The organism is Flavobacteriales bacterium (assembly GCA_016716605.1).
Classification (GTDB): Bacteria; Bacteroidota; Bacteroidia; order Flavobacteriales_F; family PHOS-HE28; genus PHOS-HE28.
The window spans coordinates 1,324,398-1,337,507 of record JADJWA010000001.1 but is presented as its reverse complement, the minus strand read 5'-3'; the positions used below and the strand labels follow the sequence as shown (position 1 = coordinate 1,337,507).

12 protein-coding genes are annotated in these 13,110 nt (G+C 61.9%); 5 read left to right on the top strand and 7 right to left on the bottom strand.

The window, feature by feature from the left end:
* The first annotated feature begins 4 nt into the window (after positions 1 to 4).
* Positions 5 to 631 (top strand): DUF4190 domain-containing protein, encoded by a 627-nt coding sequence (locus IPM12_05245; protein MBK9147214.1) that lies wholly within the window; start codon positions 5 to 7, stop codon positions 629 to 631.
* Positions 632 to 794: 163 nt separating this feature from the next.
* On the opposite strand, the gene IPM12_05240 is transcribed toward IPM12_05245, so the two are convergent.
* From IPM12_05240 to IPM12_05225, 4 genes are read right to left on the bottom strand one after another with little or no spacing between them, the layout of a single operon-like run.
* Complete coding sequence (locus IPM12_05240) at positions 795 to 1,646, bottom strand: hypothetical protein (protein MBK9147213.1); 852 nt, start codon at positions 1,644 to 1,646, stop codon at positions 795 to 797.
* 41 nt (positions 1,647 to 1,687) lie between these two features.
* Positions 1,688 to 2,641 (bottom strand): polyprenyl synthetase family protein, encoded by a 954-nt coding sequence (locus IPM12_05235; protein ID MBK9147212.1) that lies wholly within the window; start codon positions 2,639 to 2,641, stop codon positions 1,688 to 1,690.
* Between the two features lie 2 nt (positions 2,642 to 2,643).
* Positions 2,644 to 3,507 carry a glucose-1-phosphate thymidylyltransferase RfbA gene (gene rfbA, locus IPM12_05230; protein MBK9147211.1) on the bottom strand — a complete coding sequence of 288 codons (864 nt, stop codon included), beginning with the start codon at positions 3,505 to 3,507 and terminating at the stop codon, positions 2,644 to 2,646.
* Position 3,508: 1 nt separating this feature from the next.
* Positions 3,509 to 5,929: an MMPL family transporter gene (locus IPM12_05225; GenBank protein ID MBK9147210.1), complete on the bottom strand. Its 2,421-nt coding sequence runs from the start codon at positions 5,927 to 5,929 to the stop codon at positions 3,509 to 3,511.
* A gap of 79 nt (positions 5,930 to 6,008) precedes the next feature.
* Here IPM12_05225 and IPM12_05220 point away from each other — a divergent pair, with 79 nt between their 5' ends.
* Positions 6,009 to 7,031, top strand: a complete 1,023-nt coding sequence (locus IPM12_05220; GenBank protein ID MBK9147209.1) for an SPASM domain-containing protein — start codon at positions 6,009 to 6,011, stop codon at positions 7,029 to 7,031.
* Here the strand turns inward: IPM12_05220 and frr are convergent.
* Together frr and IPM12_05210 are read right to left on the bottom strand one after the other, a co-directional pair.
* The gene (gene frr / locus IPM12_05215) at positions 7,028 to 7,588 is read right to left on the bottom strand and encodes a ribosome recycling factor (protein MBK9147208.1); all 561 of its coding nucleotides are present in this window, start codon (positions 7,586 to 7,588) and stop codon (positions 7,028 to 7,030) included. The two genes, IPM12_05220 and frr, sit on opposite strands and share 4 nt — an antisense overlap.
* 64 nt (positions 7,589 to 7,652) lie before the next feature.
* Positions 7,653 to 8,363, bottom strand: coding sequence for a UMP kinase (locus tag IPM12_05210; protein MBK9147207.1), 711 nt, complete (start codon positions 8,361 to 8,363; stop codon positions 7,653 to 7,655).
* A gap of 213 nt (positions 8,364 to 8,576) precedes the next feature.
* Here IPM12_05210 and IPM12_05205 point away from each other — a divergent pair, with 213 nt between their 5' ends.
* Together IPM12_05205 and IPM12_05200 are read left to right on the top strand one after the other, a co-directional pair.
* On the top strand, positions 8,577 to 9,095 hold the full coding sequence (locus tag IPM12_05205) for a hypothetical protein (GenBank protein ID MBK9147206.1): 519 nt from the start codon (positions 8,577 to 8,579) through the stop codon (positions 9,093 to 9,095).
* A gap of 53 nt (positions 9,096 to 9,148) precedes the next feature.
* Positions 9,149 to 10,372, top strand: a complete 1,224-nt coding sequence (locus tag IPM12_05200) for a hypothetical protein (protein ID MBK9147205.1) — start codon at positions 9,149 to 9,151, stop codon at positions 10,370 to 10,372.
* An 8-nt stretch (positions 10,373 to 10,380) separates the two neighbouring features.
* On the opposite strand, the gene IPM12_05195 is transcribed toward IPM12_05200, so the two are convergent.
* Complete coding sequence (locus IPM12_05195) at positions 10,381 to 11,592, bottom strand: acyl-CoA dehydrogenase family protein (GenBank protein ID MBK9147204.1); 1,212 nt, start codon at positions 11,590 to 11,592, stop codon at positions 10,381 to 10,383.
* A gap of 616 nt (positions 11,593 to 12,208) precedes the next feature.
* On the opposite strand from IPM12_05195, the gene IPM12_05190 reads away from it, so the two are divergent.
* Entirely contained in the window at positions 12,209 to 13,108 is a 900-nt protein-coding gene (locus tag IPM12_05190; GenBank protein ID MBK9147203.1) for a uroporphyrinogen-III synthase, read from the top strand.
* Positions 13,109 to 13,110 lie beyond the last annotated feature (2 nt).

The following is a 13,110-nucleotide window of genomic DNA, read 5'->3' as shown; positions in this document are numbered from 1 at the left end:
CTGCATGCGCACGGTCCTGCTCATCCCGGTGCTCCTGCTCATGGCCTGCAGCAGCTCGCGCAGCACCGTTCAAGAGCGGCGACTGCAGCACCGCAGGCACATGACCGGCTGGCACATCGATCTGAAGGCCCGGCGATCGGAACCGAGGACTCGCATCCGCGATCTGGAAGCCCGCAGTTTGGATCCTTCGGTCCTTGCAGGCATGGTTGAAGAACGGACTCCCATCGCGGCCGCTGCATTACCGGCCATTGCTTTCATCGCTGCGCGGGTTGAAGCGCACGCCAACGATGAAGGCGATCCGAGCGCGGCCATACCCGATGCAACCACCGGGCTCACGCCCATCGACCAGCAGGAAGAGGATGGGAACATCATGCCCCGCAAGAAATGGAATGCTCTGGCCGTGCCTGCATTCGCCTCCGGCCTGGGCACCATCGCGCTGGGCTTCGGCACCAACCTCTGGCTGCTCATCGGAGCCATCGCGCTCACCTTGATCCTCGCCGGCTGGAGCATCGCGCGCATCCGCAGGCGCGAGCAGGCCGGCAAGGGCTTCGCCATGGCCGCGCTGCTGATCGGGGTGTTCGCGGCGTTGCTCACGATCATGAGCATCGTCCGCTACGGCACCGAGCTCTGAACGACCGCTCAGCGCTGGCGCCCCATCAGGGCCAGGGCCAATGCGCGCAAGGGCTGCATTCGGTCCTCAGCAACAGCGATTGAACCGAGCGCATCCATGGCCTCTTGTTCCGTCGCGTGGATCAAAGAGCCGGACTCCTTGCACAGACCCGAGTAATGGACAATCAGTTTTCGCCGACAGGTTTCGGTTCGAATCCTCGATCACCTCCAACGTACCGCCAATAGAATGATGATCGCTTCTTGTAGGGCATTGAGTAAATTCTCTCCCCTGCAGATTGTCCCGGCGTCATTTTACCTTGGAACTGGCGGTATCTCATGTCATGCGCCTGGTTCACCCAAAACTCATCATCAATATAGAATACGTCCTTCATCTCCTCTGAAAAAGAGAGCTGTAGGAAGTTCCGAAACAGAGCGGGGGAATTCTGCTTTGAAAAAGTCATCTGTAGGATTTGCTCTTTTGCAGCAGGCCTATCTGGTTTGCTAACCTCAATCTCAACCACACTGCTTCCCGAAAAGTCAAGGAGCTCCGGTATCAGCCTGTACTTCTTCAAACCAATGTATGATTGAGGCGGAAGTGAAGAGATCATTTCGTTCCTAACCATCGAACCTGTCGTGACGCTCGCTATTGAGCTCGAAGCTCTTGATTGCGTCACCCATGCCCAATCGAAATCCATCACTGTACGAGTCGATGAAGTCGACTTGGTTGTTGCACTCCCGGAGAATTCAACAGCATCCGACCAATATTGCATTTTCTGGCCATTGAGAATGAGCGCAGAATTCTTCCAGTTGATGAACAGAGGTTTATTGGATTTATTGAAGATCACGAAGGACATGGATCCTCCAGAACCATAGAAGTTGTACAAGACGGCCACGGAATCATTCTCATGTAGCCATTGGTCATCCTTTAGCTCCAATTGATCGTTGGCTGTGTAGAATACTTGAATCCCCTGTCGAGCGCAGCTTGCGGTAAACAGAACGCAGATGCATATCGAGGCGACTTTCAGAACAGGGACCATGGTATTAGTGTTTACGGCTAAGTAAACACTCCAAAGGCTATCTAGCTCTTCCTGCCCATCAAGCCCATGGCGAGCTTCCGCAGGGGAGCCTTTCGTTCGTCAGCCACGGCCACGCTATCGAGCGCATCCATGGCCTCCTGTTCCGTCGCGCGGATCAGGGCATCGGATTCCTCACGCACGCCAAGGGCGATGAGCGCTTCCACCATGGCGCCCACATCGCGTGCGATGCTCAATTGGCCGAGAGCCGTGGTGAGCGCGCCGCCGCCATGCGCGCGCTCCAGCTCCAGTCCGCGGATCAGCAGCCAGGTCTTCTTGCCCGCACGCAGGTCGCCGCCGCGCTGCTTGCCAGTGACCCCCGGGTCACCGAATGCATCGATGTGATCATCGCGCAACTGGAAGGCCAGGCCGAGCTGCTCGCCGAAGCGACCGATCATACGCTGCTGCTGCTCGCTGGAGCCCGCCTTGATGCCGCCGATCTCCAACGCGCCCGCCAGCAGCACGGCCGTCTTCCGGCGGATCATGCCCATGTACTGTTCGGCGGTCACGGAGCTCGCCTTCTCAAACGCCATGTCGAGCTCCTGGCCTTCGCACACCTGCAGCGCGCATGAATTGAATGCCGCAAGTGCTCGCGCGTCGGCACCCATGCACTGGTAGGCCTTCACGAGCATGGCATCGCCACTGAGGATGGCCATGTTCGCGCCCCAGCGCACATGCACGGTGGGCTGCCCGCGCCGGATGGGCGATGCATCCATGATGTCATCGTGCATCAGGGTGAAGTTGTGGAAGAGCTCGATTCCGAGGGCGGCATCGAGGGCGGCATCCGGGTCGCCGCCGAAGAGCTCGCAGGCCATGAGCGTGGCCACGGGCCGCACGCGTTTCGCAGGCAGGTGCAGCAGGTAATCCATGGGCGCATAGAGAGCGCCCTTCGGCAAGGCGCCGCACCATTGCGCGATGCGCGCCTCAACGGCCGCGCGGTGCTCCTCAATGGTACGCATGATCAGCGCTTCAGCAACGAGAGCAGATACTGCCCGTAGCCGCTCTTCGTGAGCGGACGCGCGAGCGCCTCCAATTGTTCGTCGGTGATCCATCCCTTCTTCCAGGCCACCTCCTCGATGCAGCCGATGCGCAACCCCTGCCGCTCCTCGATCACCTGCACGAATTGCCCGGCCTGCATCAGCGAGGCGAAGGTTCCCGTGTCGAGCCAAGCCGTGCCGCGATCGAGGAGCTCCACGCGCAGCTTGCCGCGCCGCAGGTACTCCTTGTTCACGTCGGTGATCTCGTACTCGCCGCGCGCGCTGGGCTTCAGGTCCCGGGCGATGTCGAGCACGCTGTTGTCGTAGAAATAGAGGCCCGGCACGGCGTAGTTGCTCTTGGGCTTCGCCGGCTTCTCTTCGATGCTGAGCACCTTGCCATCGGTGTCGAAGTCCACCACGCCATAGCGTTCGGGGTCGCTCACATGGTAGGCGAACACCAATCCGCCGTCGGGCGTGGTGTGGCGGCTGAGCATGCGGCCCAAGCCGCCGCCATAGAAGATGTTATCACCGAGGATGAGCGCCACGGGGTCGCTTCCCACGTGCTCGCGCCCGATCACGAAGGCCTGCGCCAATCCGTTCGGGACGGCCTGCTCGGCATATGTGAACACGCATCCCATCGCAGAGCCATCGCCCAGGAGCTTGCGGAAGTGGGGCAGGTCGTGCGGCGTGCTGATCAGCAGGATCTCGCGTATCCCCGCGGCCATGAGCGTGCTCAGCGGATAGTAGATCATCGGCTTGTCGTAGACCGGCATGAGCTGCTTGCTCACCGCGAGCGTGAGGGGATGCAGGCGTGTGCCGGAGCCTCCGGCGAGGATGATCCCTTTCATGTCAATTCGATTCGTCCGTGATGATGGTGCTCTTCCGGGCAGCAGAGGCTTCGCCTTCGATCTGCAGCTCGGCGACATCGATGTCCGAATCCTCGTCCAGGATGTCGAGCAGCGGTTCGCTGAGGCTTCGCACGGCGATGCTCTTCTCGAAGCTGAGCAGCAGCGCCGGGAGGATGATAAGGTTGGTGAGCATGGCCACGAGCAGGGTGAAGGAGACCAGCAGTCCCAGGGCGCGCGTGCCGCCGAACTCCGAGAAGCTGAAGAGGCTGAAGCCGCAGAAGAGCACGATGCTGGTGTACATCATGCTCACGCCAGCCTCGTGCAAGGCGGCGATGGCGGCTTCGCGGATGGTCGTGGCGCCGGTGCGCATGGCCATGCGGTAGCGCGCGAGGTAATGGATGGCATCATCCACAGCGATCCCGAAGGCCACGCTGAACACGAGGATGGTGCTGGGCTTGACGGGTATATCCATGAAGCCCATGAGGCCCGCCGTGGCCACCAGCGGGACCATGTTCGGCACGAGCGAGATCAGCATCATGCGCGCCGATCCCAGCAGCATGGCCATCAGCAGGGCAATGATGGCCACAGCCATGGCCAGCGAGATGGCGAGGTTCTTCACCATGTACTTGCTGCCCTCGAGGAACACCACGCTGGTGCCGGTGATCACCGCGTCGAACTGGTCCGAGGTGAAAACGGAATCGACTTGCGCGCGCAGCTCCTTCAGCAACGGATCCATGCGCGTGGTGCCTATGTCGGCCACCTGCACGGTGAGGCGCGTTGTCTGCTTGTCGGCATCGATGAAGCCGCGCGCCACGCCGCCTTGCTCAGCAGCCGGCTCCAGATAGGGCAGGATGAAGGTCTTCTCCGTTCCGCCGATCAGTGCGTACCGGTCGGGATCGCCGCCATAGAACGATTGCTTGATGAACTTCACGGCATCGGCCACGGATAGTGAACGGGAGAGCTCCGGGTGCGTGGCCAGGGAATCCTGCAGCCGCGACAAGCGCTTCAGGTTGGCCTCTTTCAGCGCGGCGCCCTTCTTGCGCGTATCCACCATCACCTCCAAGGGCATCACGCCGCCGAAGCGCTCCTCGAGGAAGCGCATGTCCTGCATGATCGCATGGTGCTTCGGAAGGTCATCGACCACGCGGGTGTCGCTGCGCAGGCGTGAGACGCCGAAGAGCCCGACGATGGCGATGGCGATGGTCACCGTGTACACTGCCGGGCGATGATGCAGCACCAGTCGCTCGAGTCCCGACGTAGCGCGGTTCACCCATCGGCGATCGAGGTGGGCCAGGTGCCGGTCCTTGGGCTCGCCCTGGAAGCTGAAGAGGATGGGCACCAGCAGCAGGCTGAGCGCGAACACGGCCATGATGTTCAACGAGGCCACCACGCCGAATTGCCGCAGCGTATCGCTGTAGGTGAGCACGAAGGAGGCGAAGCCCACCGCCGTGGTGGTGTTGGTCATGAATGATGCGCGCCCCACGCGGTACACCACGCGGCCAAGCGCCTTCACGCGGTTGCGGTGGGCCACATACTCCTGATGGTACTTATTGATGAGGAAGATGCAGTTGGGGATGCCGATCACCACGATCAGCGGCGGGATCACCGCCATCACGATGGTGATCGGATAGCCCAGCAGCCCGATGCTGCCCAAAGCCCACACCACGGCCACCGCCACCACGGTGAGGCAAACGAGCATCACGCGCCAGCTCTTGAAGAAGAGCAGCAGCAGCGCCGCCACCACCGCGAGCATGGCGCCGGTGAAGAGCCTCAGCTCCGCCTTGGTTAGGCCGGTGACCACCGTGCGGATATAGGGCAGGCCGCTGCGCCGCACCTTGAAGCCCCCAGCCTCGAACTGCTTCACGCGCGCATCAATCAGGTCCACCATGTCGCCGCGCTGCTCGCTGTTGAAGCGCTCGGCGTTCACGAAGACCATCATCAGGCTCGTATGGGCCGTGTCGTAGATCAGTCCTTCGTAGAACCTCAGCGTCCGCACCAGCGCCCGCAGGCTGTCAACCTGGGCCTGGCTGTCCGGCGGTTCCGGCGCAATGGCCTGCAGGCGGAAGCGCTTGAGGCTGTCGTCGCGCAGCAGGTTGAAGAGGTGCGCCTCGGAGAACACGGAATCGACGCCGGGCTGCGCTTTCAGGTCGGTGCCCAGTTGCCACCAGGCGCGGTAATGCTCCAATTCGGCGAGCCGCGGGTCATCGAGGGCCAGCACGATCACGTTGCCATCCTCGCTGAAGCGGCTCAGCAGGCGCTCATACTGCACGTACGCGCTGTCGCTCTTGGGCAGGATGCCGCCGTAGCGATAGTACATCTTGGCGTACTGGATGTTCCAGCCCAGGAAGAGCGTGATCAGGCCGAGCACCACGAGGATGCCGTTGCGGTTGCGGAGGATTCGGCTGCTGAGCCAGGCCCACATTTGCGATCAGGCGCCCGTCTTTTCCGGCGCCGGGCAAAGGAACGCTTTCCGGCCTAGGCCATCGATCTACCTTGCTCGCATGATCGCGCGGGCGAAGGATGCGCTGGAATGGGGCCGCTATGCGACGCCACGGCGCCTGCTCAATGCCACCGCGCTATGGAGCAGCTTCCGACGCGCCAAGCGCAGCAAGGATCCGCGTATCGGCGGCCTGCCCTTCAGCATCAGCTTCGAACCCACCACTGCTTGCAACCTGCGCTGCCCCGAATGCCCCAGCGGCCTGCGCAGCTTCACCCGGCCCACGGGCAATCTGAAGCAGGACCTCTTCACGCGCGTCATCGATGAGCTCGCGCCCGACCTCTGGGCACTGACCTTCTACTTCCAAGGGGAACCGTACATCAACCCCGGCTTCCTCGACATGGTGCGCTACGCCCATGACAAGGGCCTGTACACCGCCACCAGCACCAATGCGCACTTCCTGGATGATGCCAAGGCCGAAGCCACCGTGCGCAGCGGGCTTTCACGCCTGATCATCTCGCTCGATGGCACCACGCAAGAGACCTATTCGCAGTACCGGCGCGAGGGCGAATTGGCCAAGGTGATCGAAGGCACGCGCAACATCATCACCTGGAAACGCCGCCTGAAGAGCCGAACGCCGCATGTGGTGTTCCAGTTCCTAGTAGTGAAGCCGAATGAGCACCAGATCCCCGATGTGCGCAAGCTGGCGCGCGAACTCGGTGTGGATGAGCTCTGGCTGAAGACCGCGCAGATCTACGACCCCAAGGACGACCATCCGCTGATCCCCTTGCAGGACAAGTACGCGCGCTACCGGCGCAGCGCATCAGGCGTGTGGGAGGTGAAGAACAAGCTGGATGACAACTGCTGGAAGATGTGGCACAGTTGCGTGATCACATGGGATGGCCGCGTGGTGCCCTGCTGCTTCGACAAGGACGCGCACCACGTGCTCGGTGATCTCCGCACGCACAGCTTCGGCGAGCTGTGGCACAGCGATGCCTACAACGATTTCCGGCGATCACTGCTGCAATCACGCAGCAGCTTTGAGATGTGCAGGAATTGCTCAGAAGGGAGCCCGGTGTGGGCCTAGACCTTCATGATGTCCTTCTCCTTCGCGGCCAGCAGTTCCTCGGCTTTCTTGCCCCAAGTGGACGTAAGCTTCTCCACCTGGCCCTCCAGGTCCTTGGCGTTGTCCTCTGGCAGGCCCTCCTTCTTGGCGGCCTTGATGGCCTCCATGGCTTTCTGACGGCTGCTGCGGATGCCCACCTTGGCGTGCTCCATCTCCGCATGCGCGCTCTTCACCAACGCCTTGCGACGCTCTTCGGTGAGCATGGGCACGTGGATGATCACGCTCTCGCCGTTGTTGCTGGGATTGAAGCCGAGGTTGGCGCCGATGATGGCCTTCTCGATCGCATCGATCATCTTCTTCTCCCAGGGTTTCACGAACAGGGTGCGCGCATCGCCGGTATTGATGCCCGCGACCTGCGATAGCGGAACCATCTGGCCGTAGTAATCGACACGAACAGTGTCGAGCATACCAGGGTTGGCGGCGCCCGCGCGGATCTTGGTGAGTTCGTGCTCGAGGTGCTCCACGGCCTTGCGCATGTGGTCCTCGCAGGTGTTCAGTACGGCAGCGGTATCGATCATGGTGCGGTGAGTTGGCCCTTGCTGGTTGGCAAAAATAGCGGCGTGCTGCGGGCGCGGAAATGCTTCAGAATTCCACCAAGGTGCCAACCCGCTCACCTGCGATCAGGCGCGCGAGGTTGCCGGGCTTGTTCATGTCGAAGACGATGATGGGGAGCTTATTCTCGTTGCACAGCGTGAAAGCAGTCATATCCATCACGCTGAGGCCCTTCTCGTACACCTCGCTGAAAGAGATGCGGTCATACTTGGTGGCGCTCTTGTCCTTCTCGGGATCGGCCGTATAGATGCCGTCCACGCGGGTGCCCTTCAGGATCACATCGGCCTCGATCTCGATGGCGCGGAGGCTGGCCGCCGTGTCGGTGGTGAAGTAAGGATTGCCCGTGCCCGCTCCGAAGATCACCACGCGGCCTTTCTCCAAATGCCGCACCGCACGGCGGCGGATGAAGGGCTCGGCGATCTGCTCCATCTTGATGGCGGTCATCAGCCGTGTCTTGTGGCCTTTGGCCTCAAGTGCGCTCTGCAAGGCCAGGCTGTTGATCACGGTGGCCAGCATCCCCATGTGATCTCCCTGCACCCGATCGATGCTGCCTTCGGCCTGCATGCCCCGATAGATGTTGCCGCCGCCGATCACCACGGCCATTTCGACACCTTGATTCGAGGCAGCGATGATCTCATCGGCATAGCGGCCGAGCCGCTGCGGGTCGATGCCGTAATCCCGCTCGCCCATCAGGCTCTCGCCGGAGAGCTTCAGGAGGATGCGCTTGTAGGTGCTGGCCATGCTCGGTTGGGGCGGGCCAAAGAAAGGGGTTGAATGGCAGTATCCACGCGCAAGCAGGAAAGTCAGTCCCGATCGGATGTTGCGCAGGCCGCTTGACTCCTGCCAGACGGCGCAACCGGACGCTGCGGGCGCCGATGCCCTAATATCACCCTAAGTGGGCATTGCTGTCCGCCAAGGCCAACGGCACCTTTGGCTCATCAAACAACCAGAGCCATGAAACCCGTATCGCACATCGCCGCCGTTGCAGCCGCGATCACCGCCAGCATATTTCACGTTCCTGCTCTCGCAGATGCCGGGCGCGAGAAGCCAAAGGAGGTGGTCTTCACCGGCTGGCTGCATGTGGAGGACCGCAACGTGGACGACCTGGTTCTCGTGGTGGAGGTGGCGGAGCATTGCCTCTATGCCGAAGTGCTGCCGAGCGGCCGCTTCGTGGTAGCGTTGCCCGTTGGCTCAAGCGCCCGGCTCGCGTTCATTAAGCCCGGCCACCTGATCAAGGAGGTGGAATTGGATACGCGGCACAGCGTGCCTGTTCGGATGGCCGAGCGCGGCAACCGCAAGGTGAATTTCGATGTGGTGCTGGAGCCCGAAGAGAAACGCCCCGGGCGCCGTTACGATGGGCCGGTAGGCTCCCTCGGATTCAACAAAGGCACAGGAAGCACTAAGGTGCGCCACACTTTGAAGGTGGTGGCCGGAACACCGAGCCTCTCGGATGCAATGGTCACTCCGCGATAACACCCGGCTATTTTCGCCGGGCCATGGCCACCGCTAACCCTCAGCATAACCCCGTGGCCACGAAGAGGAGCGAAGAGCTCCTCTTCGTATTTGCCGTGGTAATTTCCATTGCGGCACTTGTATTCCGCAGGCCGGACGCCTTCAGTATGCCTTGGTTCTATGGCGAGGAAGGGCGCGACTTCTTCGCAGATGCGTTCAACACGGGATGGTCTTCTCTCTTCAGCACGGCGAATGGGTACTTCCACCTTTACCCGAGGCTCATCGCCAATCTCGGCGTTGGGCTCGGGGTGCCGATCGCGCGAATGCCGTGGGTGAATCTGTTCGGTGCGCTGATCATCTACCTGGCCGTATGGCGAATCGCATGGACGCGCTTCCCGGGATCCAGGGCTGCGCGATTCTTCGCCGTATGCGCGATCACGCTCGTGCCCATGGGCAATGAGATCTGGATGAACCAGACCAATGTGCAGTGGCCGCTCTCGCTGGTGATCATCCTCCTTCTCTTCGGAAGACACGGCGCACGGTCCCGTGCAGGCATAACCGTTGACCATCTCATGCTCTGCCTCGCATGCTTCACCGGCCCATTCGCCTTGGTGCTGGCACCGTTGGCGGCATGGCGTGGATGGCCGGCATGGCGCGCGCGCAAAGAGGCTGGCCTCGGATTGCTGTTAGCGCCTGCAATCGTCCTCCTTGCGGCGTGCATCGTGGCTGGATCGCTGGCCAGCCATGGTACCGTGCAGCGCACCGATGGCGGATCCGCATCGATCAGCGCAGGAATCGTGCAAGCCGTATTCTACCAGCTCTGGTTCCCCTTGATCGGTAAGGGCATCCACGGCGCACCCTTCTGGTCGCAGTGCGCGGGTTTGGCCTTGGGCCTAGGCCTGTTGATCGCCTTGTGGCGCGGATCAGCCGCAAGCAACCGCTTCCCGCGCTTCGCCATCGCTGCCGCTGGTCTTCTCTTCATTGCGGTCCTTGCCAGCTATCGCGGTCTTCCCGAGTTCCTATCACCGTATTACGCTGGCATCCGCAATTTCTACATGCCGGCCCTGCTGGTCGCGTGGGCGCTGCTTGCGCGATTCGAGCTGAGGAGCGCGCGCGGCATAGCCATCGCTTCGGCGATCCTGGTCTGGTGGGCTGCGCAAACCGTGCTGTTCATAGGGCCTCTCAGATACCGGGATTCGCCCATGTCACTTGACATCGCGCCGCTCATGCGCGGTGGGGCCGTTGAAGTGCCCATCGACCCGCCTGGGTGGACCATGCGGCTGAAGGAGCAACCCTGAAGCGCTGGCTACTCGAACGCCTTGATCCCAGTGACCTCAGCACCGGTGATCAGCAAATGGATGTCGTGCGTGCCCTCGTAGGTCACCACGCTCTCCAGGTTCATCATATGGCGCATGATGGGGTACTCGTTGGTGATGCCCATGCCACCCAGGATCTGACGAGCCTCCCGTGCCACGGTCAATGCCAGGTGAACATTGTTGCGCTTGGCCATGCTGATCTGCTGCGTGGTGGCGCGGCCTTCGCTGCGCAGTACGCCCAGCCGCCAAGTGAGCAGCTGCGCCTTGGTGATCTCCGTGATCATCTCGGCGAGCTTCTTCTGGGTGAGCTGGAAGCCGCCGATCGGCTTGCCGAACTGGATGCGCTGCTTGCTGTAGCGCAGGGCCGTGTCATAGCACTCCATGGCCACGCCTAGCGTGCCCCAAGCGATGCCGTAGCGTGCGCTGTCAAGGCAGCCCATGGGCGCACCGAGACCGCTTTTGTTCGGCAGCAGATTGGCCTTGGGCACCTTCACGTTATCGAACACGAGTTCGCCGGTGGGGCTTGCCCGAAGGCTGAGTTTGCCGTGCGTGGTGGGCGTGGTGAAGCCCTCCATGCCGCGCTCGACGATGAGGCCATGTATGCGGCCCTCGGTGCTCTCGGCCTTGGCCCAAACGATGGCGAGATCGGCGAAGGGCGCGTTGCTGATCCACATCTTGGCGCCGTTCAGCAGGTAGTGGTCGCCCTTGTCCTTGAAGGTGGTGACCATGCCGCCGGGGTTGCTGCCGAAGTCTGGTTCGGTGAGCCCGAAGCAGCCGATCCTCCTGCCCTGCACCATATCGGGCAGCCATTTCTTCTTCTGCTCTTCGCTGCCATACTTCCAGATCGGGTACATGGCCAGTGAGCCCTGCACGCTGCACAGGCTTCGCAGGCCGCTGTCGCAGCGTTCGATCTCCTGCATGATCAGGCCATAGCTGATCTGGTCGAGGCCCGGCCCGCCGTACTCCTCGGGCACGAATGGGCCGAACGCGCCGATCCCCGCCAGCCCGGGGATGATGTCCTTGCTGAACTCCGCCTTCTCGAAGCGCTCCTCGATGATGGGCTTCAGGTGCGCACTCACGTGCTTGCGGGCGGTTTCGCGGATCAGCTTCTGCTCATCGGTGAGCAGTTCGTCCACCAGGTAATGGTCGTGGCTCTGGAACAGGTCGGTGGCGGCTTTCTGTCGTGCGGTGGAAGTGCTCATGGCATGTCCTGGCGATGATGGCGCGGCGCAGGCGGGCGCGAAAGTAGGCAGCCGTGCAGCGGGCATGCGCCCGGATACCTTCGCCGCCGATGATCGGCGAATCGCGCTACGTGGATCCGCTCACGGCCAACTGGGCAGGCGCGCTCTTCCTGGCTTGCCTGCTCGTACTGGCCACCGTGAACATCGGGTCTCCGCGCAAGTGGCGGGTGCTCCGCCAAGCCGCGTTCCGCGCGCGCCTGGGTGAGCAGACCTTGCGCGAGGAGGTGGACACGAGCGACCGGAACGTGATCGGCCTCCTGGCGGTGGCGGTGGCCGCGATGGCCATGCTCCTCTGGCAATCAGCCATGGTCTTCGGTACCGCAGCCCCGGAATACTGGAAGGTGTTCATTGGCCTTGCTGCCGTCCTGCTCGCGCAAGCGATCCTGCTCCGCCTGATCGCGGCGCTTGCGCGGACGAATTCCGGCATCACCGAATTCATCTATACCGGTGCCTTGCTGCACGCCGCCGTTGGGATTGCCGTCCTCCCCCTTTCGATGCTGGCGGCCTATAGACCCGAATGGCGCTCGGCCATGCTCGGCATCGGCCTTTCTCTGCTCGGTACCGGGTTGCTTTACCGATGGCTCCGTGCGGCATTGATCGGCCTGGGCGAGGGGGTCCCTCTGCGATACCTAATGATTTACCTTTGCGCCGCCGAAATCGGACCCTTGGCGCTAGCGGCCCACGCCCTCCGGAACAGCTCCGACCCACTCTCTTAAGCCTGCCGGCCTTGAAGATCAAACGGATCCTCGTTTCTCAGCCTGCACCAACGGACGATAAATCGCCGTACCACGAGCTGTCGCGCAAGCTCAGCCTGAAGATCGATTTCCGACCCTTCATCAAGATCGAGCCCGTAGCCGGGCAGGACTTCCGCCAAGAGCGCATCGGCATCCTGGACCATTCGGCCATCGTGCTCACCAGCCGCAACGCGGTGGACCACTTCTTCCGCATGTGCAAGGAGCTGCGCCTGACGGTTCCTGAATCCATGAAGTACTTCTGCGTGAGCGAGAGCGTGGCCTACTACGTTCAGAAGTACATCGTGTACCGCAAGCGCAAGGTCTTCATCGGCAAGCAGACCTTCGCAGACCTGATCGACGTGATCAAGAAGCACAAGGATGAGAAATACCTAGTGCCGTGCAGCGACATCCAGAAGGCTGAGATACCTGAACTGCTCGACAAGGTGGGCGTGAAGTACACCAATGCGGTGTTCTACCGCACTGTGGCCAGCGACCTCAGTGACATCAAGGAGCTTGACTACGACATGCTGGTGTTCTTCAGCCCTGGCGGCATCGAGAGCCTGAGGAAGAACTTCCCGAAGTTCAAGCAAGACGGCGTGTTCATCGCCGCCTTCGGGCCCACCACCGCCAAGGCCGTGGTTGACAACGGTTTCCGCCTCGATTTGCAGGCACCATTGCCCGAAGCCCCCAGCATGACCGGTGCCATGGAGCTCTTCATCAAGCGCGAGGCGAAGAAGAAGTGACC

Coding starts and splice junctions, on each gene's coding strand:
- IPM12_05240 (MBK9147213.1), bottom strand. CDS start 1,646: ATGGTCCCTGTTCTGAAAGTCGCCTCGATATGCATCTGCGTTCTGTTT.
- IPM12_05205 (MBK9147206.1), top strand. CDS start 8,577: ATGAAACCCGTATCGCACATCGCCGCCGTTGCAGCCGCGATCACCGCC.
- IPM12_05225 (MBK9147210.1), bottom strand. CDS start 5,929: ATGTGGGCCTGGCTCAGCAGCCGAATCCTCCGCAACCGCAACGGCATC.
- IPM12_05190 (MBK9147203.1), top strand. CDS start 12,209: ATGGCTCCGTGCGGCATTGATCGGCCTGGGCGAGGGGGTCCCTCTGCG.
- IPM12_05210 (MBK9147207.1), bottom strand. CDS start 8,363: ATGGCCAGCACCTACAAGCGCATCCTCCTGAAGCTCTCCGGCGAGAGC.
- frr (MBK9147208.1), bottom strand. CDS start 7,588: ATGATCGATACCGCTGCCGTACTGAACACCTGCGAGGACCACATGCGC.
- IPM12_05220 (MBK9147209.1), top strand. CDS start 6,009: ATGATCGCGCGGGCGAAGGATGCGCTGGAATGGGGCCGCTATGCGACG.
- IPM12_05235 (MBK9147212.1), bottom strand. CDS start 2,641: ATGCGTACCATTGAGGAGCACCGCGCGGCCGTTGAGGCGCGCATCGCG.
- IPM12_05245 (MBK9147214.1), top strand. CDS start 5: ATGCGCACGGTCCTGCTCATCCCGGTGCTCCTGCTCATGGCCTGCAGC.
- rfbA (MBK9147211.1), bottom strand. CDS start 3,507: ATGAAAGGGATCATCCTCGCCGGAGGCTCCGGCACACGCCTGCATCCC.
- IPM12_05195 (MBK9147204.1), bottom strand. CDS start 11,592: ATGAGCACTTCCACCGCACGACAGAAAGCCGCCACCGACCTGTTCCAG.